The 22,235-nt window shown below is 59.3% G+C and carries 25 protein-coding genes; 15 read left to right on the top strand and 10 right to left on the bottom strand.

The features are described from left to right. Positions 1-150: 150 nt before the first annotated feature. From MCP_RS15195 to MCP_RS15180, 4 genes are all read right to left on the bottom strand, one after another. Positions 151-1,149 carry a transposase gene (locus MCP_RS15195; RefSeq protein WP_231845044.1) on the bottom strand — a complete coding sequence of 333 codons (999 nt, stop codon included), beginning with the start codon at positions 1,147-1,149 and terminating at the stop codon, positions 151-153. Between the two features lie 549 nt (positions 1,150-1,698). Further along, complete coding sequence (locus MCP_RS15190) at positions 1,699-2,157, bottom strand: ferritin-like domain-containing protein (RefSeq protein ID WP_012901738.1); 459 nt, start codon at positions 2,155-2,157, stop codon at positions 1,699-1,701. A 97-nt stretch (positions 2,158-2,254) separates the two neighbouring features. Further along, entirely contained in the window at positions 2,255-2,899 is a 645-nt protein-coding gene (locus MCP_RS15185; RefSeq protein ID WP_012901737.1) for a DUF2225 domain-containing protein, read from the bottom strand. A gap of 27 nt (positions 2,900-2,926) precedes the next feature. Further along, on the bottom strand, positions 2,927-3,736 hold the full coding sequence (locus MCP_RS15180) for a winged helix-turn-helix domain-containing protein (RefSeq protein ID WP_012901736.1): 810 nt from the start codon (positions 3,734-3,736) through the stop codon (positions 2,927-2,929). Between the two features lie 158 nt (positions 3,737-3,894). Between MCP_RS15180 and MCP_RS15175 the strand changes: the two genes are divergently transcribed. Continuing rightward, positions 3,895-4,095, top strand: coding sequence for a hypothetical protein (locus MCP_RS15175; RefSeq protein ID WP_128567252.1), 201 nt, complete (start codon positions 3,895-3,897; stop codon positions 4,093-4,095). An 11-nt stretch (positions 4,096-4,106) separates the two neighbouring features. Here the strand turns inward: MCP_RS15175 and MCP_RS15170 are convergent, their stop codons facing one another. From MCP_RS15170 to MCP_RS15160, 3 genes are read right to left on the bottom strand one after another with little or no spacing between them, the layout of a single operon-like run. Next, positions 4,107-5,246, bottom strand: a complete 1,140-nt coding sequence (locus MCP_RS15170) for an isocitrate/isopropylmalate dehydrogenase family protein (protein WP_012901735.1) — start codon at positions 5,244-5,246, stop codon at positions 4,107-4,109. A 27-nt stretch (positions 5,247-5,273) separates the two neighbouring features. Continuing rightward, positions 5,274-5,804, bottom strand: coding sequence for a 3-isopropylmalate dehydratase small subunit (locus tag MCP_RS15165; RefSeq protein ID WP_012901734.1), 531 nt, complete (start codon positions 5,802-5,804; stop codon positions 5,274-5,276). 2 nt (positions 5,805-5,806) lie between these two features. After that, on the bottom strand, positions 5,807-7,084 hold the full coding sequence (locus tag MCP_RS15160; RefSeq protein WP_012901733.1) for a 3-isopropylmalate dehydratase large subunit: 1,278 nt from the start codon (positions 7,082-7,084) through the stop codon (positions 5,807-5,809). 134 nt (positions 7,085-7,218) lie between these two features. Between MCP_RS15160 and MCP_RS15155 the strand changes: the two genes are divergently transcribed. From MCP_RS15155 to radA, 9 genes are all read left to right on the top strand, one after another. Then, entirely contained in the window at positions 7,219-8,337 is a 1,119-nt protein-coding gene (locus MCP_RS15155) for an OB-fold nucleic acid binding domain-containing protein (RefSeq protein WP_012901732.1), read from the top strand. A 37-nt stretch (positions 8,338-8,374) separates the two neighbouring features. Then, entirely contained in the window at positions 8,375-8,806 is a 432-nt protein-coding gene (locus tag MCP_RS15150; RefSeq protein WP_012901731.1) for a hypothetical protein, read from the top strand. A gap of 57 nt (positions 8,807-8,863) precedes the next feature. Further along, positions 8,864-9,559: a (5-formylfuran-3-yl)methyl phosphate synthase gene (locus MCP_RS15145; RefSeq protein ID WP_012901730.1), complete on the top strand. Its 696-nt coding sequence runs from the start codon at positions 8,864-8,866 to the stop codon at positions 9,557-9,559. Between the two features lie 130 nt (positions 9,560-9,689). Then, positions 9,690-11,159 carry an IMP dehydrogenase gene (gene guaB, locus MCP_RS15140; RefSeq protein WP_012901729.1) on the top strand — a complete coding sequence of 490 codons (1,470 nt, stop codon included), beginning with the start codon at positions 9,690-9,692 and terminating at the stop codon, positions 11,157-11,159. Positions 11,160-11,436: 277 nt separating this feature from the next. Next, complete coding sequence (locus MCP_RS15135; protein WP_012901728.1) at positions 11,437-12,120, top strand: ABC transporter ATP-binding protein; 684 nt, start codon at positions 11,437-11,439, stop codon at positions 12,118-12,120. Positions 12,121-12,147: 27 nt separating this feature from the next. Further along, the gene (locus MCP_RS15130) at positions 12,148-13,134 is read left to right on the top strand and encodes a COG1361 S-layer family protein (RefSeq protein WP_012901727.1); all 987 of its coding nucleotides are present in this window, start codon (positions 12,148-12,150) and stop codon (positions 13,132-13,134) included. Positions 13,135-13,144: 10 nt separating this feature from the next. Beyond that, positions 13,145-14,353 carry an ABC transporter permease gene (locus MCP_RS15125; protein ID WP_012901726.1) on the top strand — a complete coding sequence of 403 codons (1,209 nt, stop codon included), beginning with the start codon at positions 13,145-13,147 and terminating at the stop codon, positions 14,351-14,353. A gap of 2 nt (positions 14,354-14,355) precedes the next feature. Further along, entirely contained in the window at positions 14,356-15,585 is a 1,230-nt protein-coding gene (locus MCP_RS15120) for an ABC transporter permease (RefSeq protein ID WP_012901725.1), read from the top strand. 272 nt (positions 15,586-15,857) lie between these two features. Further along, complete coding sequence (gene radA, locus MCP_RS15115) at positions 15,858-16,829, top strand: DNA repair and recombination protein RadA (RefSeq protein WP_012901724.1); 972 nt, start codon at positions 15,858-15,860, stop codon at positions 16,827-16,829. 37 nt (positions 16,830-16,866) lie between these two features. Here the strand turns inward: radA and arsN2 are convergent, their stop codons facing one another. Next, entirely contained in the window at positions 16,867-17,301 is a 435-nt protein-coding gene (gene arsN2 / locus MCP_RS15110; RefSeq protein ID WP_012901723.1) for an arsenic resistance N-acetyltransferase ArsN2, read from the bottom strand. A 99-nt stretch (positions 17,302-17,400) separates the two neighbouring features. On the opposite strand from arsN2, the gene MCP_RS15105 reads away from it, so the two are divergent. The 3 genes from MCP_RS15105 (at position 17,401) to afpA (ending at position 18,960) form a co-directional block, all read left to right on the top strand. Further along, positions 17,401-17,742 carry a hypothetical protein gene (locus MCP_RS15105; protein WP_012901722.1) on the top strand — a complete coding sequence of 114 codons (342 nt, stop codon included), beginning with the start codon at positions 17,401-17,403 and terminating at the stop codon, positions 17,740-17,742. Positions 17,743-17,803: 61 nt separating this feature from the next. After that, positions 17,804-18,397 (top strand): flavodoxin family protein, encoded by a 594-nt coding sequence (locus MCP_RS15100; protein WP_012901721.1) that lies wholly within the window; start codon positions 17,804-17,806, stop codon positions 18,395-18,397. Continuing rightward, complete coding sequence (gene afpA / locus MCP_RS15095) at positions 18,397-18,960, top strand: archaeoflavoprotein AfpA (protein ID WP_012901720.1); 564 nt, start codon at positions 18,397-18,399, stop codon at positions 18,958-18,960. The genes MCP_RS15100 and afpA overlap by 1 nt, the downstream gene beginning before the upstream one ends. On the opposite strand, the gene MCP_RS15090 is transcribed toward afpA, so the two are convergent. Further along, a complete protein-coding gene (locus MCP_RS15090; RefSeq protein ID WP_128860103.1) occupies positions 18,957-20,150 on the bottom strand; it encodes a winged helix DNA-binding domain-containing protein in 1,194 nt (397 codons plus the stop codon). The genes afpA and MCP_RS15090 overlap by 4 nt on opposite strands. A 77-nt stretch (positions 20,151-20,227) precedes the next feature. Between MCP_RS15090 and MCP_RS15085 the strand changes: the two genes are divergently transcribed. Together MCP_RS15085 and MCP_RS15080 are read left to right on the top strand one after the other, a co-directional pair. Next, positions 20,228-21,001 (top strand): universal stress protein, encoded by a 774-nt coding sequence (locus MCP_RS15085; protein WP_012901718.1) that lies wholly within the window; start codon positions 20,228-20,230, stop codon positions 20,999-21,001. 48 nt (positions 21,002-21,049) lie between these two features. Further along, positions 21,050-21,730 (top strand): phosphoglycolate phosphatase, encoded by a 681-nt coding sequence (locus MCP_RS15080; RefSeq protein WP_394296159.1) that lies wholly within the window; start codon positions 21,050-21,052, stop codon positions 21,728-21,730. Here MCP_RS15080 and MCP_RS15075 read toward each other — a convergent pair. Then, the gene (locus MCP_RS15075; RefSeq protein ID WP_012901716.1) at positions 21,727-22,200 is read right to left on the bottom strand and encodes a hypothetical protein; all 474 of its coding nucleotides are present in this window, start codon (positions 22,198-22,200) and stop codon (positions 21,727-21,729) included. The two genes, MCP_RS15080 and MCP_RS15075, sit on opposite strands and share 4 nt — an antisense overlap. Between the last annotated feature and the right edge of the window lie 35 nt (positions 22,201-22,235).

Genomic DNA, 22,235 nt, shown 5'->3' with positions numbered 1-22,235 from the left:
GGCCACAGACCGTACTTCCGATGTGGTCTTTTTTGGGCTGTTATCTAAGTGGTTGTTTTGTTGTGGGGTTTGTTGGTTGTTATTGTTAGAATTGGCTGAATAGCGGGGGTTTTTCAATGTTTTTTGATAGCTTGGGCTATCGGGTTGTCGCTAAGCAATCACTATCAGGGTTCTTGAGAGCCTGTGCTCTCCTATCAGCGATCCTTCAAGTCTCAGTAATTGTTTTACGAGTTTTTTCATCTCGTCGTTCCTGAAAAAGGTGTTGTTAACCATTCTTACGACCTGTACGAGGTTCATCAGGTAAAGGCTGATGCAATAGATAAGGTATCGGTAGGCTTTGTCGGTGCTGCATGTTCGTATCTTGTACTGGTTCTTCTCTTTAAAACCTGTTTCCACGTTGTTCCTTACGAAGTACCAGTCCATGAAATTCTGGACCAGTTCCGGGCACACGTCCATATTGCTGATCACTCCCACGTACTCCCTTTCTCGCTTCTTCTTGCTCTTGTTCCGTCCCTTTCTTTTGCCCTTTTCTTTTCTACCATCCTCTTTTTTCTCTTTCTTTTTCTCTTCGAGGTATAGCCATGCCCGTACCTGGTCTGTTTCGCCCTTTACTGTATACCGTAATTTGTATTCTCCCCGTTTTTTCGATTCCTCCCAGACATTGTCCGATGTCATGCTTTTCCTGAGGGGGATCACGAATTGCATGCCCAAGTCATCCACGGTTTTGAGGATGGTGGCATTGTAGAATCCCCGGTCGAACAGGACGACGTCAACCAGGACATGGCTCATTGTCTTTTCAAGGAGGACTCGTACAATGTCCGAGAGTTTATCGTTCGTAGTGACGGGCATACATGCCAGAGCGAGCTTGCGGCTCTCGTCTACAAGGGAGGCCACGGCGTACCGGAGGACGTACGTGTTCTTGTTAAGGCCCTTTTTAGGGTGCACGTACTCGTCCTCCACTCCCCAGTGCTCCACATCGTTCAAGTCGATGGCAATAGCACAGCCATGCAGGTCCACCAATTTGGCCTGACACTCGAAGAACCAGTCAGCTCCCCGTATCACATCGTCCATGGAGTACTTGAAAAACTGGAAGAAACTGTCCGGAGGGAGCCCCCCGTAATTGTTATACACAGATTCCAGGCTCTTCATTCTCACGGACGCGTTAACAAGACACCTTGCATAACCCATGCTTCGGGGAAAATCAAACAGGCTTGCGAACCGGCGCGCGAAAAGATTTATATCAACATGCCTAACGCTACAAACGCGGGGACTGTGAGGAGTTTTCATTCTTACCAACAAGCCCCTTACACCCCCGCCCTTAAATACTAAAACTTATTCTACCACCACAACCCCTAACAAAACAACCTCGGAACTACGGACAGAGATTTTTTATTATTTAAAATCTCCTGGCTCTCTGTTTCTCCATTATAAAAAGTGCTCAGTATACTCTGTGTTGAAAAAACCGTGGGGCTGTACGTGTCTCGCAAACAATGCATAAGAATAAAACGCAAACACCTGACAATAGACCCTTTAAAGGATCTTCGTGTAACTTCAGGCCCGCTTCGAGCAACTTCGTGGCTGAAAAAGTCTTCCTGCGTTCTTAATATTTTTCGAGGGCCTTCACAGGAAATAAAACCGGGATCAGGAAAATAATAAAAAGAGAAAAGAATTGATTAAACTATACTTGCCCGTCGCCCTTTACCAGGACTCGGGGAATGCCATGTCGGTGTAGATGTCCTCGAGCCGCGCCTTGTGGGTCTTCTCCATGTTGGCCAGCTGCTGGAACAGGAACTGCTGCTCCGTGTCGCTGGAGGCGTTTGCGAGCTGAGTGTACATCTGCATGGCCTCGAGCTCCTTACGGATGGCGATGATGAGGCCCTCGGTCGGCTTCAGGTCCGGCGATAGGGGCGGGGTCGGGAGCGCCTCGACGATCTTGTAGTCCTTCTTCGTCGCATCGAACTTCAGGCCCTTACCTTCCTTCGCGAGGAATGCCTGCAGGAACTCGCGGTGCTTCTTCTCTTCCCCGGCGAGCTCGTCGAAAATGCTCTTCATTGCCTTGTCCTTAGCCTTGTCCGCCACCGTCCGGTAGAACGTGTAGGCTTCGACTTCCCTGTCAATAGCTAACGATAATATCTTTTTTGCTTCTTCCGCCTTCATATGAATTCCTCCTTCAATATAAATCAAATATAGTATTTAAGCTGTTGGTTATAAACTCGAAAAATGAAGGATAGTATTAAAGCTTGTGCATGTACGGCTAAAAGTAATCCGAGGGGCTCTCGAGCTGCCGCCGGGCGAACTCGCCTATCCTGGCCTCGCCGCCGTGCTCATTCAGCTCCTTTTCCACCTTACGGTAATACTCTTTCGCCCTCTCCGGGTCGTGCAGGCGCCGGTAGATGTCGCCGACCAGGTACGTGTAGACCGCGCGGGCCTCCTTCGGCGTGTCGTCCCGCCTCAGCGCCATCTCGAAATGCGTAAGGGCCTCCTGGAGGTAGTAGACCTCCCGGTCCCAGTCGCCCTTCATCCGGTAACACCAGGCGCCCATGTGGAATATCCTGCCCACGACGTAGGGGGGCGCGCCCCGCCAGTCGGCGCAGAGCGCCGCGAGGTAAAAGTTGCCGTTGGTCTCTATCTGCCTGTCCTTCACTTCGGGAGTGATGAGCTTCTCCACCTGGTCCCGGAAGGCCTGGTCGAACCTCTGGGGCCCGAAGTCTCCCTCGTAGCCCGAGTATCCGCACTTCGGGCACGTGTGGACGAAGTAGCACACGGGCTGCTCGCCCTCCGACTCCTTGTAGAGGTCGGAGTGGTGCCTGCCGAAGGAGTCGGTGGACGTGACGAGCTTAGAGTCGAACGCGTTGCCGCAGAGCGGGCATGTGAGCTTGTGGGCCTGTAGGGTGGTCATGGTGAATACTACTCTGGACGCGGGACGTTAAAAACGTGTTGATGGCCCGCCGTACATTTTCCGGATGACCTCCATCACGTCGATGCCCCTGTCGGTGATCGCGTAAAGCCCGCTGTCCTCCTTCGAGACCAGGCCCGCCGACACGAGCTTGTTCAGATGGTATATGAGGTGGCCTCCCCCGTAGCCGGTCACATCCCCGAGGTCCCTGAACGACATGCTCCCCGATGTTAGGTTTTTCAGCATGACGAACCTGGCCCTATGGGACAGCGGCTCGATGAGCTCGGACACGGTAAGGTCGTCCGGAAGCTGCTTATAGTACGGCCGGCTGCGCTTAACATAAAGGCTCTTCCTGTAAGCCGAGAACTTCTCGCCCATCTCCAGCAGCCTGTCCCTCTCGGAGACGTAGATGCCCTGGCAGTATTCACAGGGCGTGCCCTTGAACGTCTCGCTCTCCCTGTCGTCCTGGTCGATGATCGACTTCCTGGCCTCGCCCTCCATACCGGGCGGGGCGGCGTCCAGGCTTACGATGCCCTTGCGCAGGTGATCGCAGACGAAATGGTCGATGCATTCCTCCCTGTTATCGCCCGGGGGGCAGTCGTACGACATCTGTTCCCTGAACCTCTTTTCGGCCCCGGAGATGCTGAGCTCGTAGGCGATCTGGCGGTATCCGACCGACATGGTGTCCTGGATGTCGCACATCATATCCTCTACGAGCGCCAGCTGGGCCTCTTTTAGCTCGGAGGACATGGACATGATCTCCTGCCTGACCTCCGAGCGAAGCTCTTTCATGTCCCGCTCGATGCCGGCGATGCGCTCCTCGATCCTGTCCTTTCTCATCGATCGATCGTATGTGCCCTGCGTATAAAATATTTACCTTCACTGGCCTCGAATAAGCTTAAAATTCGAACGTTTTTGCTTAAGGTAATCATTTAGTATACGAAATTTACCTTAATTGCTTTCGTCTTCATCATTCTATTGTACCTTGAGGTTCGAATATGGAAGTGCAAATATCAGGCTTAAGGCATGTTCCCGCATCGCTGTATAATTATATTTACCGCATACTGGGGGGTTTTGACCGGAAACACGAAGACGATGTCGCCAAAGGCGCCCTAAAAGGGGACGAGAGCTACCGGCACCGCCATGATACGCAGGCGCTGGCCGCCGCGGCCTGGCAGGGGTCGAGGTTCTTCAGATAAAAAAACGGGGCTTAATTGCGCCCCTGCATTTTTATGATCCGGGCGACGTCGGAGCCCACGTCGGACGTCCTGGAGGATCCGCCAAGGTCGTACGTCCGGACCCTGCCCTCCCGGAGGTTGGCCTCGATCGCAGAAAGGATGCCCTTTGCGGCTTCCTTCTCCCCCAGGTGGTCCATCATGAGCGCCCCGGCCCATATCGTCGCTATCGGGTTCACCTTGTCGAGGCCCTTGTACTTCGGGGCGGACCCACCCATGGGCTCGAACATGCTGGTGCCCTCCGGGTTGACGTTCCCTCCCGGCGCCAGGCCCAGGCCGCCCTGGATCATGGCCCCGAGGTCGGTGATGATGTCCCCGAACATGTTGGGGGCGACGATCACGTCGAAGAACTCCGGGTTCTTGACGAACCACATGGTCACTGCGTCCACGAAGTTGAAGTCCGTCCTCACGTCCGGGTAGTTCCGGCCGACTTCCTGGAAGGTCTCCCGCCACAGGCCGTAGATGTCCGTCATGACGTTGGCCTTGTCGACGCTGGATAGATGCTTGTTACGCTGCTGCGCCAGCTTGAAGGAGTAGTCCATGATGCGCCTGGTGCCCTCCTTGCTTATCACCCCGATCTGGTAGCCGATCTCGTCGCTGTCCGTGAGCACGTCCAGGTCGAACTTCACGCTGTACGCCTCTCTTAATAATTTAAGGTGCTGGCTGGTGAGGCCCTTCGTACACCGGCCCCCGATGCCGGCGTAAAAGTCCTCGGTGTTCTCCCTCACCACGAAGAAGTCGATGTCCTTCGCCGTTTTATTTTTTATGGGCGTCTCCACGCCCTCCATGAGCTTTACAGGCCTCAGGTTGATGTACTGGTCGAAGTGGAACCTCAGCCTCAGCAGGACGCCCTTTTCGAGGATGCCCGTCTTCACCTTGCGCTCGTCGCCAAGCGCGCCCAGGAAGAATGCCCTGTGCCTGCCAAGCTCCTTGAGCGTGTCCTCGGACACGGTCTCGCCCGTCTTCAGGTAGTGGTCCGCGCCCAGGGGCAGCTCCAGCCACTCCACGTCGTAGCCGTATACCTCTCCGGCCGCATCTATGGCCTTTTTACCCTCGGCGATGACCTCCGGGCCGATGCCGTCCCCGGGGATCACCGGTATCTTGTAAGTTGTCATCCGTTAACCTCTCGCCATATATGAACGCTATTTTTTGTGCTCCTTCGCAACGATCTCCCGGGCGTACTCGATGAGCCCCCCGGCCCTCACGATCTCCTCCAGAAACTCCGGGAGGGGGGCAGTGCGATACGTCTCGCCCTTCGTGAGGTTCCTGATGACGTCCCCCTCGACCTCCAGGACGTCCCCGTCGGATATCCGGCCGGCGTCCTCGCACTCCAGCATGGGGAGGCCGATGTTGACGGAGTTCCTGAAGAAGATGCGGGCGAAGGACTTCGCTATTACGCACTTGATCCCCGCCCCCTTGAGCGCCAGGGGCGCGTGCTCCCTCGACGAGCCGCAGCCGAAGTTCTCCCCGGCCACCACGACGTCCCCGGGCGACGGCCTGAAGTCCGGCCTGACGCCCTCAAAGGCGTGCTTTGCCAGCTCCTTCGCATCGTTGATGATGAGGAACCTTCCGGGTATGATGGCGTCGGTGTCGACGTCGTCCCCGAACTTCCAGGCCCTCGAAAGCTCCCTCCTGTTCTCGACTACCGTTTTCTTCGTCGTCTTGCGGGCCATGCTCACACGCTCCTCGGGTCGGCGATCTTTCCTTTTATCGCGGAGGCCGCCGCCGTTGCCGGGCTGCACAGGTACACGAACGCCTCCGGGCTGCCCTGCCTCCCCTTGAAATTACGGTTGGACGTGGACAGGCCCACCTCTCCCGGACCGAGCAGGCCGAACGAGCCTCCCATGCACGGGCCGCAGCACGGCGACTCCACCAGCGCCCCGGCGTTCATGAACTCCTCCACGAGCCCCGCCTTGAGCACCTTCATGTACTCCGTGTGCGATGCCGGTATGACGATCATGCGGACGCCCTTCGCCACGGGCCTGCCGTCCATGACCTCCGCCGCTGTTTTCAGGTCCTCGAACCTGCCGTTGGTGCACGACCCCAGGAAGACCTGGTCGATCTTCTTCCCCTCGACCTTGCCCACGTCGACCACGTTGTCGACGTTGTGGGGGCATGCGACCTGGGGCTCGAGCTCGCCGGCATCGTACTCCCTGACCTCGGAGTACTCCGCGCCCTTATCGCTCTTCAGGCCCCTATCCAGCTTAAAGCCTTTAGAGCGCTGCCTGACGTATGCCTCGGTCGTGCGGTCGGGCTCGATGATGCCCGCCTTGCCGCCCATCTCGATGGCCATGTTGCTGATGGTCATGCGCTGGGACATGTCCAGGCTCCTTATGGCGTCCCCGGCATACTCGCAGGCCTTGTAGCGTGCGCCGTCGGCCCCGACGTCCCCGATCAGCTTGAGGATGATATCTTTGGAATAAACTCTATCGCCGAGCTTGCCGTCGACCTCGAACCTTATGGTCTCCGGCACCCTGAACCAAAGCCTGCCCAGCGCGAACACGGCCGCCATGTCCGTTGAGCCGATGCCGGTGCCGAACGCCCCGACCGCGCCGTAGGCGCAGGTATGGGAGTCAGAGCCGACTACGAGCTGGCCGGGCAGGACGTGCCCCTTCTCGGGCATGACCTGGTGGCAGATGCCTTCGTGTAAGTCGTAAAAGTGCTTTATCTTCTGGTCCTTTGCGAACTTCCTCAGTAAAATGTGGTTCTTAGCGGCGTTGAGCGAGTCGGCCGGGACCTGGTGGTCAAATAAGATAATGATCTTACCGGGGTCCCACACCTTTTTCTCCTTCTCGTCCCGCATGATCTCGTAGAAGCCCTCGACCGCGAGAGGACCCGTTATGTCATGGGTCATCGCCCTGTCGATGGATGCCATTACGAAATCGCCCGCTTTCACGGGCCTGCCGGACGCCCTGCTAAAGATCTTTTCCGTTATGGTGAGGTCATTCGACATTTGAATCTAAGGTAGCTTAATGCCTAGAACTTGTTATAAATTTAACCGTAATTGAGTGTTAGTTGCACCCGCCAGATTTTTGAATCAATAGTATTATTAATGCACAAGCCCTACCGTAAAAGAGCGTGCTTGATATGTCCGACGTGCTTGAAGTCTATGAAAAACTGAACGGGAAGATCACCCAGAAAGAGTTCAAAAAGTTAGTGGACGAGAAGATGGATATCATGGGCGGCCTCTGCGACGAGCACACCGCCGCGTTGCTCGTGGCCCACGACCTGGGCATCGAGGGCGTCAACGCCATAAAGATAAAAGAGATCACGCTCGACAAGAAGAACGTCCAGTTCATCGCGAAGGTGACCGGGGCGTCCGACGTCAGGAAGTTCAGCCGCAACGACGGCTCCGAGGGCCGGGTATGTAACCTCACCGTCGCCGACGAGACGGGCGAGGTCACGTTAGTCCTGTGGGACGAGCTGGCCGATGCCGTGATGACCGGCGACATAAAAGAAGGCGACGTGCTCAAGATCAGCGGCTACGTGAAGGAAGGCCAGCGGGGCATGGAGGTCAGCATCGGCAAGGGCGGCGGCATCCAGAAGGACGAGAGTACGAAGATAACCGTCAAGGACCCGATGATCCCAATCAAGGGCGTCCAGATGGGCAACGGCAACGTGTGCGTCCGCGCCATGATACTGTCGAAGCAGGAGCCCCGCTCCTTCAACCGGAAGGACGGCTCGAAGGGCTCGGTCCAGGGCGTCATGATCGGGGACGAGTCGGGCAAGATCAGGCTTACCGTATGGGATAACAAGCTCAAGGACGTGGAGGCCCTCAACCCGGGCGACTCCATCGAGGTTTTACACGCCTACACCCGGGAGTCCATGGGCGGCGTGGAGATCCAGGTCGGGAACCGGGGCATTGTCCGCAGGTCCGACAAGAAAGTGGAGTACGAGGAGCCCGTGTCGAAGATCGGCGACATCGAGGCCGATAAGTCCTACAACGTCAAAGGGGTCGTGACCGGCATCGACGGCGTCCGGGAGTTCACCACCAAGGACGGCAAGCTCGGCCGGCTCTGCGGCGTCCACCTATCGGACGATACGGGCAGGGTCCGCGTGGTATTCTGGGGCGAGCACGCGAACTTCGCGGAGGCGCTCTCCGTCGGCGATAAGATATTAGTCACGGACGCCCAGGCGAAGCTGAACTTCAGGCAGGAGCTCGAGCTGTCCGCGAACTGGCGGAGCGCGGTCAGGAAGATCGAATAAAAACTATTTATTTTCATCCCGCCATTTTTCATCGCCCATGCTAATCGCCCTCCTGCCCGACCAGCTTTCGCAGACGCAGCTTCTCATGCTCATATTCCTGGTGATATCCCTGGATATCCTGATAGTGGCGCTCGCCATCGCTGGGGCAACTCTATTCGTCGCGTTCAAGGCGGGCAAGGGCGTCCTGCAGACCATAGACAAGGCGGTGGACTGGGCGGTCTACACTATCCTGCGCCTCGTCGAGGACACGCTCGAGTCGCCGCCTTTCAATAAGCTGCCCATCATGCAGCTTGCCCTCGTAGGCGTGAAGAAGGCCTACGACATCTACAGCGCGGCGCAGATGCTGGTCGTGGCCGTCATCAACGTCGTGGTCACCATCGTGGCCATCGCGCTGGCACTGCTCTTCGTGGTATCGCTGTTCATCCTCAACCTGGCGGCCCTGGCGACGGTCATCCATTACGTTGTTTGAAAACGGACAGCACCCCTGATAAATATTAAATACCAAAACGGTATTATGGTGGTTTACATGAAGCTTTTAGTCAGCCCCATGAACGTTCAGGAGGCTATCGCGGCCGAGCAGGGCGGCGCCGACATCATCGACGTCAAGAACCCGAAGGAGGGCTCCCTCGGCGCCAACTTCCCGTGGGTCATCTCGCAAATAAAATCCCACATCAGCAAGCCGCTCAGCGCGACCATCGGCGACTTCAACTTCAAGCCGGGCACGGCGTCCCTGGCGGCGCTCGGGGCGGCGGTGGCCGGAGCGCAGTACATCAAGGTGGGGCTGTACGACATTCACACGCCCGAGCAGGCGTACGAGCTTCTCGCGGGCGTTACCCGGGCGGTCCGCACCTTCGACGCCGAGAAGATCGTCGTCGCATCCGCTTACTCCGACTACGAGCGCATCGGCTCCATCAGTCCCTTTGAGCTGCCCGCCGCGGCGAAGAGGGCTGACGCCGACGTGGTCATGGTGGACACTGGCATCAAGGACGGCAGGTCCACGTTCGAGTTCATGGGCAGCGAGGAGCTGAAAAAATTCGTCGACCTGGCGCACGAGAACAAGCTGAATTGCGCCATCGCCGGCTCCATTAAACTTAAGGACATCGCCTTTCTCAGGGAGATCAGCCCCGACATCATCGGCGTGAGAGGCATGGTCTGCGGCGGGGACCGCACCCAGGCCATACGCCCCGAGCTCGTGGCCGAGCTCAAGAAACAGCTCGCATAAAAATCGCCCTGCACATACCCGACATCTTTTTTGCCGCTCCCTTCGCGAGGGTAAAAAAACGGCCCCGTAAGAGGAAATTTATTAATACTAGGTTCAGGTATAGTTACCCAAAAGGGTATGGTGATTAATAGTGTTCTTAAAAAAGCTCGATGCCCCCCTCGGGATCACTTTTGACGACGTCCTGCTGGTCCCAAGCAAGTCTTACGTAGAGCCCGACCACACGGACGTTAAAACCAGATTTTCGAAGAATATCAGCCTGAACGTTCCCATCGTCAGCGCCGCCATGGACACCGTCTCCGAGGCCGAGATGGCCGTCGCCATCGCCAGGGAGGGCGGCATCGGCGTCATCCACAGGAACATGCCGAGGGAGATGCAGGTCGAGGAGATCCAGAAGGTCAAGAGGGGCGAGGAGATACTCATAAGGGATGTCACCACCGCCAGCCCGTCGCAGACCGTCGGTGCCGTCTGGAAGACCATGACGGAGCAGAGCATCAGCGGCATCCCCATCATCGAGAACGGCAAGCTCGTCGGCATCATAAGCCGCCGCGACGTGCGGCCCATCGTGAAGGCCGACCCCAACAAGAAGATCGTCGAGGTCATGACCCGGGACGTGGTCACCGCCCGGGAGAGCGTCAAGATCGACGAGGCCATCGACATCATGTACGAGCACAAGGTGGAGCGTTTACCGATCATCAACGATAAGGGCAGCCTGATAGGCATCATCTCGATGCAGAACATCATCGAGAGGCGCCAGTATCCCAACTGCAACAAGAACGGCGGCGACCAGCTTCGCGTCGCCGCCGCCGTGGGGCCCTTCGACATCGAGCGGGCCATGGCGCTTGACAAGGCAGGCGTGGACGCGATCTGCGTGGACTGCGCGCACGCCCACAACATGAGGGTCGTCGAGTCCGCGAGGAGAATTAAGAAGATGGTCTCCGCGGACGTCGTCGTGGGCAACATCGCCACGGCCGAGGCGGCCGAGGAGCTCGCGGGATTCGCGGACGGCGTCAAGGTGGGCGTCGGCCCCGGCTCCATATGTACCACGCGCATCGTGGCGGGCGTGGGCGTGCCCCAGCTCACGGCGGTCGCCAGCGTGGTGGACGTGGCCCGGAAGGCGGGCATGCCGGTCATCGCCGACGGCGGAGTGCGCTACTCGGGCGACGTGGCCAAGGCCATCGCGGCGGGCGCCGACTGCGTCATGCTGGGTAACCTTTTAGCCGGCACCAAGGAGGCCCCGGGAAGGCTCATCACGATCAAGGGCAGGAAGTACAAGCAGTACCGGGGCATGGGCTCGCTGGGCGCCATGGCGGGCGGAGAGTGCTCGGACAGGTACTTCCAGGGCGAGATCGGCAGGACCAAGTTCGTGCCGGAGGGCGTCGAGGGCGCGATCCCGTACCGGGGAACGGTCAGCGACATCATCTACCAGCTCATCGGCGGGCTGCGCTCGTCCATGGGATACTGCGGGGCCAACGCCATCACGGAGATGCAGGAGAAGTCCCGCTTCGTCCGCGTCACGCCTTCGGGCATGACCGAGAGCCACCCCCACGACATCATGATCACCGACGAGGCCCCGAACTACCCTTTAACGCTCCGGCAGTGATGGAGATGGAGTTTGCACAGCGCAAACCCTGACCTCCCGAGCCCTACACTTTTTTATTTTCCTTTACAAACTTATATATACTACTATTAGGTACATCAAACTAAAGCATATAACGTTGTAAAGGGCACTCCGCGTGCGGCCGCATTTCCCATTACAAATTGCGGGAAAAGCCGGTACCATCGCGTGCTATATAGATAACCTATAAGCCCTCAGGAAAGACATAGGGTAAGAAAAAATCGTGGGGTAAACGACTTTAACTCAGGAGACGCGACACAAGATGGATTCTGTGGTATCGCTGAAGAACGTGCGCAAGAGCTACCATATGGGCAGCGAAGACCTGCTCGTGCTGAAGGGCATCGACCTCGATATAAAGAGAGGCGAGTTCATCAGCATCATGGGCCCATCGGGGAGCGGCAAGAGCACGCTCATGAACCTCATCGGCCTGCTTGACAGGCCGGACAGCGGCCAGCTGGTGATCAATAACAAGGACATCGGCACGCTTAACGACGTGGAGCTCTCCCACCTCCGGGGGAAGGAGATCGGCTTCATCTTCCAGACGTTCAACCTGGTATCCCGGCTCAGCGCCCTCAAGAACGTGGAGCTCCCGATGATATTCCAGGAGCATTCGAAGGCGTACCGCGCCGGAGTCGCGAAGCGATACCTCGAGGAAGTGGGCCTCGGGGACCGCATGTCCCACCGCCCCAACGAGCTTTCCGGCGGCCAGAGGCAGCGCGTGGCCATCGCCCGGTCGCTGGTCAACGACCCATCGATACTCCTCGCGGACGAGCCTACGGGCAACCTGGACGCGAAGACCGGCGACGAGATCATGAAGCTCTTCGTGGAACTGAACAAGAACGGCCGGACCATCGTGATGGTCACCCACAACCCGGATGTCGCCGAGTTCAGCCAGCGGATCATCCGCCTCAAGGACGGGATGATCGTGGGAGAGGAGACGAATTAAGTAGCGTTCATTTATGGAGATATGAGTATGAAGTTATCAACGAAACTGGTGGGCGTCCTCGCAATGCTCATCATTGTCATAATGGCAGCCGTTCCGGCGGGCGCCGCCTCCGGCAAGCCGTCCGTCGCGGTGGGCGACGTCAAGGTCTCCCCCTCGGCCCTCATGCCCGGGGATACGGGCACTGTTGCGGTCACCCTCACCAACCCTGCAAAGAGCCTGGCCGGCGATACGACTTCGGATAGTAATACTTACAATTACGGCACGGGCACTTCAGGGCAGTATAGCATAGGGCACACGCAGACGACCACGACGACCAGCACCAACTCGCCCGACGGGGCGGTGTACCTCAAAGAGGTAACGCTCCTGGCGGACTCGCCGCTCCACGTCACGTCGAAGCAGTATGCCGACATAGGCCGGATGGGCATGGGCGACTCCGCCCAGTTCGTGTTCACGATAAGCGTGGACGAGGGCACGCCCGATGGCACCTACACCATGACCCTGAAGGTCCGCACGGACGACGGGGACATATACCTGAACTATCCGGTCAACGTGCAGGTCAGCAGCGCCTCCCTCAAGGTCGTGATCAACGATGCCCCCAGGTCCTTCTCCACGACCAAGAAGAGCGTCATACTGGACATCGTGAACCTGAGGCCTAACGGTGTCGAGGCGGTCAGCGTCGTGCCCGCGGGCGACGATTTCACGTTCAAGCCCCTGCAGGAGTACGTCGTGGGCAACATCGGCCCGGGCGAGATGTACACGGTCCAGTTCGACGTCACCACCAAGAACGCCACCTACAGCGGTAACCCCTCGTTCAAGGTGATCTACAGGAACGGTAATAACTGGCACGAGGCCGACCCCATCACCGTCTACTCGGACCACACCCAGTCCGCCGCAGTGGCGACCGCCGGCTCGAGCGACAACACGCTGCTCTACCTGATCGGCATCATCGTCGCCGCCGCATTACTGCTGGGCGGGTACTTCCTGTACATGAGAAGCAAGAGAGCAAAGCAATAGAGGCCTTCCAGTGAAACTGCCGGACGTCCTGGAGTACGCCTTCTCGGACTACACGAGCAACAAGTTCAAGACCATGATGTCGTCCCTGGGCATCATCATCGGCGTCATGGCCATAGTCGTAATGCTTACTCTGGGCGACGGCCTGTACTCGGGCGTCAGCCAGCAGTTCGGAAGCCTGGAGCTGGACACGCTGGTCGTGCTTCCCATGGGCATCGACATGCAGGCCGGCACCCTGTCCCAGAAGCCCCCTGCGAAGCTCACCGACAGGGACGTCAGCCTGATCATGGGCACCCCGGGCGTCACCGAAGTCTATCCCGAGATATCCGTGAGCGGCATGACCGTCACCTACCGGGACGAGAACAGGACCATGGGCGTGAGCGGCATCTCCCCCCAGTACTTTTCAGGGCGCTATATGGAGCAGGTAGATAAGGGCCGCTATCTCTCGCAGTCCGATTCATACTCGGTGGTCCTGGGAAGCAGAGTGGCCAACGGCACGTTCGGGAAGGAGATCCGGACCGGCTCGTACATCACCATCACGAACATCTACAACGGCAGGTCCCAGGAATACAAGGTCGTGGGCGTGATGAAGGAGCGCAACGCCTCCATCCTCGTGGGCGACCCGAACAGCGCCATCTACATGACGAAGGCCGGGCTCAAGGCGCTCTCCGACCAGGACACCTACTCGTACATCGGGGTCAGGGCGGAGTCCGTGGAGTCGGCGGACTCGGTCGCGAAGAGCGTGGAGGACTCCCTGAACCGCCTCCACCGGAACGAGGGCTTCTCGGTGCTGACTCAAAAGATGTTCGCCGACCTCATCACCCAGGTGTTCGCCATGATCAAGTACACCCTCGCCGGCATCGGGGCCATCTCCCTGGTCGTCGGCGGGATAGGGATCATGAACGTCATGACGCTCACCGTAAAGGAGCGCACGAAGGAGATCGGCCTGATGAAGGCCGTGGGCGCCACCACCATGGACGTGCGGAAGGTGTTCATCGCCGAGTCGGCGATGCTCGGGCTCTTCAGCGGCGCCGGGGGCGTCCTCCTCGCGGCCGCCATCGCCGCCGTCGTCGGACACTACGCGGAGCTCTCGATGCCCGTGTCGGCGTCGAACGCCATCATCGGCGTTCTATTCGGGCTCGTGGTGACCGTGGTGTTCGGCGTGTACCCCGCCAACCAGGCGGCGAGGCTCGACCCCATCGAGGCGCTGAGGACGGAGTGACCATGAAGCCTGCAGACGTCATCGGATACGCGCTATCCGACTTCTCCAATAACAAGTTCAAGACCATGATGTCGTCCCTGGGCATCATCATCGGCGTCATGGCCATAGTCGTAATGCTTACTCTGGGCGATGGCCTCTACTCGGGCGTCAGCCAGCAGTTCGGCGACCTCGATCTGGATCAAATGATCGTCATGCCGGGCGGCGGCAGCGTGCAGTCGGGCGGCATGGGCATGGGCATGGGCTTCGCGAGCGCCCAGGAAAAGTCCCCCGCCAAGTTCACCGACCGGGACGTGAGCCTGCTCATGGGCACCTCCGGCGTGGTCGAGGTCACCCCCCGGGTCAGCGGAAGCGGCATCGTCACGTACGGCAGCGAGAACCGCAGTCTCTCCATCCAGGGCGTCCGCCCTGCAAGCGAGACCCGGCTGGACGGCCAGATCGACAAGGGCCGGTTCCTCTCGTCCACGGACACGTACTCGGTGGTCATCGGGAGCAAGATCGCCAACGGCACCTTCGGCAGGCTCGTCAAGACGGGCACGCCCATCACCATCACCAACCCCATGGACGGCAGGTCCCACCAGTACACGGTCGTCGGCATCCTCCAGGAGAGCAACGGCTCCATGGTCACCGGGGACCCCAACTCGAACATCTACATGACCATGGACGGCATCAAGGCCGTCTCCAGCGTGGACAGCTACAGCATGATCTACGTGAGGGCCGCCTCGGCGTCCGAGGCCCAGGCGACCGCGGACAACGTGGAGGAATCCCTGAAACGCCTCCACCGGAACGAGGGCTTCACCGTGATCACCATCAAGTCCTTCTCCGACGCGATCAACTCGATCTTCGACTACATCAAGTACGTCCTGGGGGGCATCGCCGGGATCTCGCTGGTCGTCGGCGGTATCGGCATCCTGAACGTCATGATGCTCACCGTAAAAGAAAGGACGAAGGAGATCGGCCTGATGAAGGCCGTGGGCGCCACCACCATGGACGTCCGCATGCTCTTCCTGGCCGAGTCCGCCATGCTGGGCGTGGTCAGCGGCCTCATCGGCCTCGGCCTTGCGGCCATCATCTCTTACTTTATAGGCAACGGCGCCGGCATGCCCATGCCCATCACCCTCAACAACGTGCTCATCGGCCTGGGCTTCGGCTTCATCACCACCACCATCGCCGGCGTCTACCCCGCCAACAAGGCTGCGACTCTCGACCCCATCGAGGCGCTTCGCACGGAATAAGCCCCTCTGCTCGAATTGGGCATCAGCCCAAAAGCATAATAAGAACGCTCGAAGACTTTTTCAGCCACAAAGCGACTCGAAGCCGGCCCGAAGCGACACGAAGGCTTTTTAAAACAGACGTGCTCCGACCATTTTTTCAATATAAAGAAAGTATACATATCATGGCAAAGCACGTCTTTTGGATATTACTTTCAATCCGCATGCGATAACGTTCTATATACACTCCAATACTAATTACAATAATTATAAAATAAGCCCGAGAGGTAAACAAAATGGCAGAAAGAATGACAATAGAAGATCTACCTGGCGTGGGGCCTGCTACCGCCGACAAGCTCAAAGAGGCAGGATATACATCCATCGAGGCGATAGCTGTCGCATCGCCGAGCGAGTTGGCCGCAGCGGCCGAGGTGGGCGAGAACACCGCCTCCAAGATCGTCGCGGCCGCGAAGAAGTGCTCCAACATCGGGGGATTCGAGACAGGAGACACCGTGTTCGAGCGCCGCAAGCAGGTAGGCAAGCTCAAGACCGGGTCGAACGCGCTCGACGAGCTCCTGGGCGGGGGCGTGGAGACGCAGTCGATCACCGAGTTCTACGGCGAGTTCGGGTCGGGCAAGACCCAGGTGGCGCACCAGCTCGCGGTGAAAGTGCAGCTTCCCCCTGAGGAGGGCGGCCTCGGAGGCTCCGTCATCATGATCGACACCGAGAACACGTTCAGGCCGGAGCGTATCGCCCAGATGGTCAAAGGGCTCAAGGGTGGAGAGGACCTGGATCCCGAGGAGTTCCTCAAGAACATCCACGTCGCCCGCGCTTACAACTCCAACCACCAGATACTCCTGGTCGAGAGCGCCTCCGAATTAGCGGAGAAGATGCGCGACTCGGACAGGCCCGTCAAGCTCATCATCGTGGACTCCCTGACGGCACACTTCAGGAGCGAGTACGTGGGCAGGGGCACCCTGGCCGACAGGCAGCAGAAGCTCAACAAGCACATGCACGACCTGATGCGGTTCGGCGACATCAACAACGCCGCCATCGTGGTCACCAACCAGGTGCAGGCGAAGCCCGACGCATTCTTCGGCGACCCCACCAGGCCCATCGGCGGCCACATCGTGGGCCACACGGCCACGTTCAGGCTGTACCTGAGGAAGTCGAAGGGCGAGAAGCGTATCGCCAGGCTCGTGGACTCCCCGAACCTGCCGGAAGGCGAGGCGATATTCTCGGTCACGACCGAGGGTCTGAGGGACTAAGGTCCCTCCTTTTTTAGTTTATAGCGCCGGGCTCAGCTCAGGCGATCTTCTTCCGCATGCAGACGGCCGAGGCCGGGCATATGGTCCTGAACTCAGTGGTATTTTGAATGACATTAGGCGCGTCAGACCTGACGGCCGCCTCGAACCCACGCCTCTTAAAAAACCCGGAAGCTGTTGTAGTGAGAATGTATATCTCGCCAATGCCTTTTAGCCAGGCATGCGAGAGCATTTCGTCCAGCAGGGCTTTCCCCAATCCTTTGTCCCGATGGCCGGGCCCCACCGCGAGCGACCTTAGCAGCCCGTACGGGCCCGCCCTCTCCAGCCCGACGACGCCTACGATGCTGTTCCCCGATACGGCGACGATGAAGTCCTGCCTGCCCGGGCTGACGTCCTCGCAGGGCAATTCGGACGCCTTCAGCAGCGATATGATCGCGGGCAGATCTTCGGCTGTGGCGATCCTCATGTCTGGCATGATGGATCATATGGAAATACCTGCCTAAACGTTTGCCGGTCCCGCCAAGAAAAGATATATGACCATTTGACTTCTATAAGGTGAAAAAGGTGCTCTCAAATGGAAAAGCTCGAGCAGGAAGAGACCGCAGCCACCGTATTCTCGTACCTCATCCGGGGGCTGTCGAACGGGAACCACGACTCGGTGAAGGCAGAGATAATGAAGAAGCTCCGGCCCATCAAGGACTTGTACGGCCTGTCAGACGAAGTCTATCCGTTGTACGTCGACCAGTGCATAGCCCACAAAAAGTTCCTGAAGGTCCAGGACGCCATGGAGGCGTTCGGGAAGGCCATCGAGGCGGGCAAGGTCCCCGGGAATGACGAGAGGGCGATGATGCAGTGGGTCATGGACGTCCAGAACCAGGTCAGGACGTACGGGAACGTCAAGACCAAGCGGCGCTGACCATAAAATTATTATATCGTCCGCCAAACTACTTTTTAACGAGTTGAAAAAAAGAGGCACTATGAAGGTCTTCGGCATCAGCGGAAGCCCCCGCCAGGGCGGCACTGACTATGCGGTCAGGTATGGACTGGACTACCTAAAGGAGAAGGGCTGCGAGACCAGGTACTTCTCCGTCAGGGGAAAGGACATCAGGTTCTGCATCCACTGCGACTACTGCATCAAGAATAAGCAGGGATGCATCCAGAAGGACGCCCTGCCGGAGTTCTACGACGGCATGGTCTGGGCCGACGGCATCATCTTCGGCACGCCGTGCTACCAGGGCAGCCTGTCCGGCCAGACGAAGTGCCTGATGGACAGGTGCAGGGCCATACTCGCGAAAGATCCTTCGATACTAAAGGGCAAGACCGGCATGGGCCTGGCCGTGGGCGGCGACCGCTGCGGCGGGCAGGAGCTTGCCCTGACCACGATCAATAACTTTTACATCCTCAACGAGATGATCCCGTGCGGAGGCGGCTCTTTCGGCGCCAACCTGGGAGGGACTCTATGGTCCCACGACAGGGGAAGCGAGGGCGTGGCCGGCGACGAGGAAGGGCTCCGCACGCTCCGCAAGACGCTCAAGCGCTTTTACGAGGCGATGGCCAGGAAGGTGGCATGATGGTCCGCATAGCCTGGGGCATCACCGGCTGCGGCGACAAGATCGAGGAGATCGCCGCGCTCATGATCGAGCTGAAGAAGAAGCACGGCCTCACCGTGGACATTTACACGTCGAAGAGCGCCAAACTGGTGCTCAAATGGTACAAGCTCTGGAGCAAGCTGGAGGAAGAGTTCTACGACATCCGCGTCGAAGTGGACGCGAACTCCCCGTTCCTGGTGGGCAAGCTCCAGACCGGCCACTACGACATGTTCCTGGTGGCCCCCGTAACGGCGAATACGGCGGCCAAGATCGCCTACGGCATCGGCGATACGCTGCTCTCGAACGCCGTAGCCCAGGGCGCCAAGGCCCGGCTGCCGATCTACATATACCCGCCCGACAACAAGCCCGGCGAGCTCGTGACCATCCTGCCCGGCGGCAAGAAGATGACCCTCTATATAAGAGACGTCGACGTGGAGAACGTCAATAAGATCCGAAAGATGGAGGGCATCACGGTGCTGGAGAGCGTTCAGGACATCCGGCGTGCCGTCGAAGGCTTCGTAGAGCAGCAGGGGAAAAGCCCCTAGAGGCTCTTGAACCCGACATCAGCCTTCGTGCAACCCTTGAACGGGGGAAGCGTTGTCGCCTCAGCCTCGATGTCGCTGCGCTCGGCCTGAGCCAGGGGAGCGAACTGCTCTATGGATATGCCGAGAGTCTTACCTTTCTTCTGTGGCCTCCACATCGCTACCGGGCGACCTTTATACAGGACAATGCCCGGGTTGCCCACGGCTCGCCAGATGAGGCGGCGGAGCCCTTTATCGGGGATAAGCGTCGCCCTGTCCCGCATCTGCAGGTACGGGTCATGGGGCGGCAGGAACCGTGTGCCCTCGGGCTCCCGGGGCGACATGAGGCGGGGAAGGTCCGGCTCACGTATCCATGCTTTACGTCCCTCGAAGTCGACTTCCACGAGCTCTTTTGCCATGGGTTCCCACGCGTTCGAGGCCCCGGCCAGCGAAATGCCGACCCATTCGGAGAAATGCTCGGGCGTCGAGGGCCCGTAGCACGAAATGTAGCGGCGTGCCAGCCCGGCTCTCGCCTCCTGCGGGTCCGCTTCCGACAACGGGGCGCCGAGCCACTGGTCCGTGCGCACGAAGTGGGCGGCGTTGCGCCTTGTAACGAAACAGAACGAGCCCTCGAGTGCATTGACGTACAGGCAGAAGCGGACGATGGCCTCGCCCAGGGGCTGGCGGGGCGCGTACCCGCCGGGCGACCTCCATGCCTCAAGCTGCCCCGGAGATAATCGTTCTGCCACGCGATCGGCCAGCTCGACGGCCAGCTCGCTCTTGGGAAGCGCACGGCCGTCCAGGACTTCGAGCACCGCATCGGATGTCAGGCGGACCGCCTCCGCGGCGCTCATGCCGGCCTTATCGAAGGCGGGGCCGGCTCCCCGGATGAAGAAGCGCATCGAGTCCTCGTCCCCGGGCAGCACGCCCCGGGTGAACACGGCCGCGTCGGCCGTCGGGGACACATAGGCCGCGCCCCTCAGGCTGAAGGTCTGCATCAGAGTCTTATCGATATCCAGCGCCCTCTCAACGTCCCCCGGAGTAAGGCCCTCAACCCTCGCGTGGAGCGAGAGGGCCGCCGAGCCGGGCGGCGTGTTCTGGATGCCACACGCCCCTGCCGCCCGCAGCATCGAGCCCGGGGGGGATCGGCGGGCAAGATAATGGCCATCCAGGCGAAAGGCCAGCGCCTGATCGACGGCGATCCTGTCCTGCACAAGCAACCACTATATCCCCGGCGGACATAAACCTATGTACGGCACTATTTTATTTTAGCAGGCCAATATAATCATAGATGTTCGAGAATATCCTGTACGCGACCGACTTCTCCGAGTCGCCGTTCATGCTCCCCTGCGTCGGCATCATCGGGAAGACGAAAAACATCCACTTATTGCACGTCATCGACGAGCAGAACCGCATCGACCCGGCCCTGTTCGAGCCCCGGATGCAGGAGGCCCGGGACTTCCTGGATGAAGAATTAAATATAGAGCGGAACAAGGGGGTATCCACGGACGTGCACCTCATGCCTGGCGCCCCCGGGAGGGACATCTGCGGCATCGCGGAGAAGCTCGACGCCTCGCTCATCGTGGTCAACTACCACAAGCCCGGCGGGCCGGCGGGCAGCGCCACCATGGAATTGATCAGGAACTGCCGGCGGGACCTGCTGGTCATGACCATGCTCTCCTCCAGCGCGGTGGACCAGTCGAAGATGGCCATGGAGGCCTACTGCACGAACCTCTTCGGCCGCGTGCTCTGCCCCATTACAGGCGAACCGGCGGCCAAGCTGAAGGCACTTCGCGCCCTGAAGGAAGAGGTAAGCATAGGCAGCGTCACTTTCCTGTGCTTTTCCGACCGGGTAGACCCGGTATCCCTCGCAGACAGCCTGAAAGGCCTTGGCCTGGGGGGCGGGGTGGTCATGGCGGAGGGCACGCCCAGGAAAGAGATCATCGAGGCGGCGGAAAAGACCGGCGCGTCCATCATCATGCTCGACGCGGGGGCGGAGATGGGCATGGCGCTGTCGGTGGTGGCGGCCTCGGACTACCCGGCGCTCGTGTTAAAACACCCCTGACCATCACGTATAAAAATACAAAAGGCGCATAAACACCGGAGGCTTTTCATTACTCGGATAAAGGCCGTCGTGGCGGACATCGACGGCACGCTCACCGACATGCGGCGGCAGGTCAGCACCGACGCGATCGCCGCCATCCGCTCGCTTCCCGTGCCGGTCGTGCTGGCCTCGGGCAACGTTATCTGTTTTATGCGCGCGGCCAGCAAGCTCATCGGCGCGAGCGAGGCCATGATCGCGGAGACCGGCGGGGTGATCCAGGTGGGCTACGACGCGAAGCCCTCCGTGCTGGCCGACATCGAGGAGTGCCGGCGGGCGGCCGCCCTTCTTTTGAAAGAGTTCCCGGGCCTGGAGCAGCTCGACGCCCGGTACAGGATGTCCGAGCTGGCCTTCAGGCGCAACGTCGACCTTGAGAAGGCCCGGGCGCTGCTCGCAAAATATTACCCTGACCTTGAGATCATCGACACGAAGTTCGCCCTGCACCTGAAGCACAGGAGCGTCAACAAGGGCACCGGCCTCGTAGAGGTCGCCCGGCTGATGGGCCTGAGGCCCGAGGAGTTCGCGGCGGTGGGGGACTCGGCCAACGACATCCACATGTTCAACGCCGCGGGCATGGGGCTCGCCGTCGGCAACGCCACGCCCGAAATAAAGGAGGCCGCCGACTACGTGGCCGAAAGGCCGTACGGGGAAGGGGCGGCCGAGGCGCTGTACTGGCTCGCCAGGCGGCTCTAGCTCACCCTCACCACGGCGAGCGCGTTCTCGTTCTTGTACTGGTAGAACCCGGGGGCGTTGACCTCCAGGGTCATGTAGCCGATGTTCTGGTTGGCGTTGAGCTTGATGTCGTTCGTCTTGGAGATGTACGCTACTCCTTTTGTGTTGGTCACGCCCGAGCCTGCGCCTCCCAGGCCGTGGACGATCACGCTGGCGCCGCTCACCGGGTTGCCCTTATCGTCAGTCACGTTCACATAGCAGGTCCACGTCTTCGTAACGGCGCCTTCGCCCGAGTTACTGACCTGCAGGAGATTGCCGTCCTTGCTGCTCACCTCGGTCACTGCGGCGGTCAGCGTCTTCGGGGGCTTGAAGCTGTTCACGGCGGCCACCATGGACGAGAGCGCGATCACGCCCACGACCAGCACGACGATCAGGCGCACGGGGAGGCCTTCCACGCCCCTCTCGTCGCCCTTGAAACCTTTGCTGCGCATGTATATCACCTAACTATAATTATACGTTAGTAAGT

This window comes from Methanocella paludicola SANAE, assembly GCF_000011005.1.
Lineage (GTDB): Archaea > Halobacteriota > Methanocellia > Methanocellales > Methanocellaceae > Methanocella > Methanocella paludicola.
The sequence above is the reverse complement of the archived record's forward strand: the minus strand, read 5'-3'. Positions and strand labels throughout refer to the sequence as shown.

Bases quoted from the DNA above. Each gene is read 5' to 3' on its own strand.
- MCP_RS15195 (WP_231845044.1), bottom strand. From the start codon at position 1,149: ATGAAGAGCCTGGAATCTGTGTATAACAATTACGGGGGGCTCCCTCCG.
- MCP_RS15190 (WP_012901738.1), bottom strand. From the start codon at position 2,157: ATGAAGGCGGAAGAAGCAAAAAAGATATTATCGTTAGCTATTGACAGG.
- MCP_RS15185 (WP_012901737.1), bottom strand. From the start codon at position 2,899: ATGACCACCCTACAGGCCCACAAGCTCACATGCCCGCTCTGCGGCAAC.
- MCP_RS15180 (WP_012901736.1), bottom strand. From the start codon at position 3,736: ATGAGAAAGGACAGGATCGAGGAGCGCATCGCCGGCATCGAGCGGGAC.
- MCP_RS15175 (WP_128567252.1), top strand. From the start codon at position 3,895: ATGGAAGTGCAAATATCAGGCTTAAGGCATGTTCCCGCATCGCTGTAT.
- MCP_RS15170 (WP_012901735.1), bottom strand. From the start codon at position 5,246: ATGACAACTTACAAGATACCGGTGATCCCCGGGGACGGCATCGGCCCG.
- MCP_RS15165 (WP_012901734.1), bottom strand. From the start codon at position 5,804: ATGGCCCGCAAGACGACGAAGAAAACGGTAGTCGAGAACAGGAGGGAG.
- MCP_RS15160 (WP_012901733.1), bottom strand. From the start codon at position 7,084: ATGTCGAATGACCTCACCATAACGGAAAAGATCTTTAGCAGGGCGTCC.
- MCP_RS15155 (WP_012901732.1), top strand. From the start codon at position 7,219: ATGTCCGACGTGCTTGAAGTCTATGAAAAACTGAACGGGAAGATCACC.
- MCP_RS15150 (WP_012901731.1), top strand. From the start codon at position 8,375: ATGCTAATCGCCCTCCTGCCCGACCAGCTTTCGCAGACGCAGCTTCTC.
- MCP_RS15145 (WP_012901730.1), top strand. From the start codon at position 8,864: ATGAAGCTTTTAGTCAGCCCCATGAACGTTCAGGAGGCTATCGCGGCC.
- MCP_RS15135 (WP_012901728.1), top strand. From the start codon at position 11,437: ATGGATTCTGTGGTATCGCTGAAGAACGTGCGCAAGAGCTACCATATG.
- MCP_RS15130 (WP_012901727.1), top strand. From the start codon at position 12,148: ATGAAGTTATCAACGAAACTGGTGGGCGTCCTCGCAATGCTCATCATT.
- MCP_RS15120 (WP_012901725.1), top strand. From the start codon at position 14,356: ATGAAGCCTGCAGACGTCATCGGATACGCGCTATCCGACTTCTCCAAT.
- radA (WP_012901724.1), top strand. From the start codon at position 15,858: ATGGCAGAAAGAATGACAATAGAAGATCTACCTGGCGTGGGGCCTGCT.
- arsN2 (WP_012901723.1), bottom strand. From the start codon at position 17,301: ATGCCAGACATGAGGATCGCCACAGCCGAAGATCTGCCCGCGATCATA.
- MCP_RS15105 (WP_012901722.1), top strand. From the start codon at position 17,401: ATGGAAAAGCTCGAGCAGGAAGAGACCGCAGCCACCGTATTCTCGTAC.
- MCP_RS15100 (WP_012901721.1), top strand. From the start codon at position 17,804: ATGAAGGTCTTCGGCATCAGCGGAAGCCCCCGCCAGGGCGGCACTGAC.
- afpA (WP_012901720.1), top strand. From the start codon at position 18,397: ATGGTCCGCATAGCCTGGGGCATCACCGGCTGCGGCGACAAGATCGAG.
- MCP_RS15085 (WP_012901718.1), top strand. From the start codon at position 20,228: ATGTTCGAGAATATCCTGTACGCGACCGACTTCTCCGAGTCGCCGTTC.
- MCP_RS15075 (WP_012901716.1), bottom strand. From the start codon at position 22,200: ATGCGCAGCAAAGGTTTCAAGGGCGACGAGAGGGGCGTGGAAGGCCTC.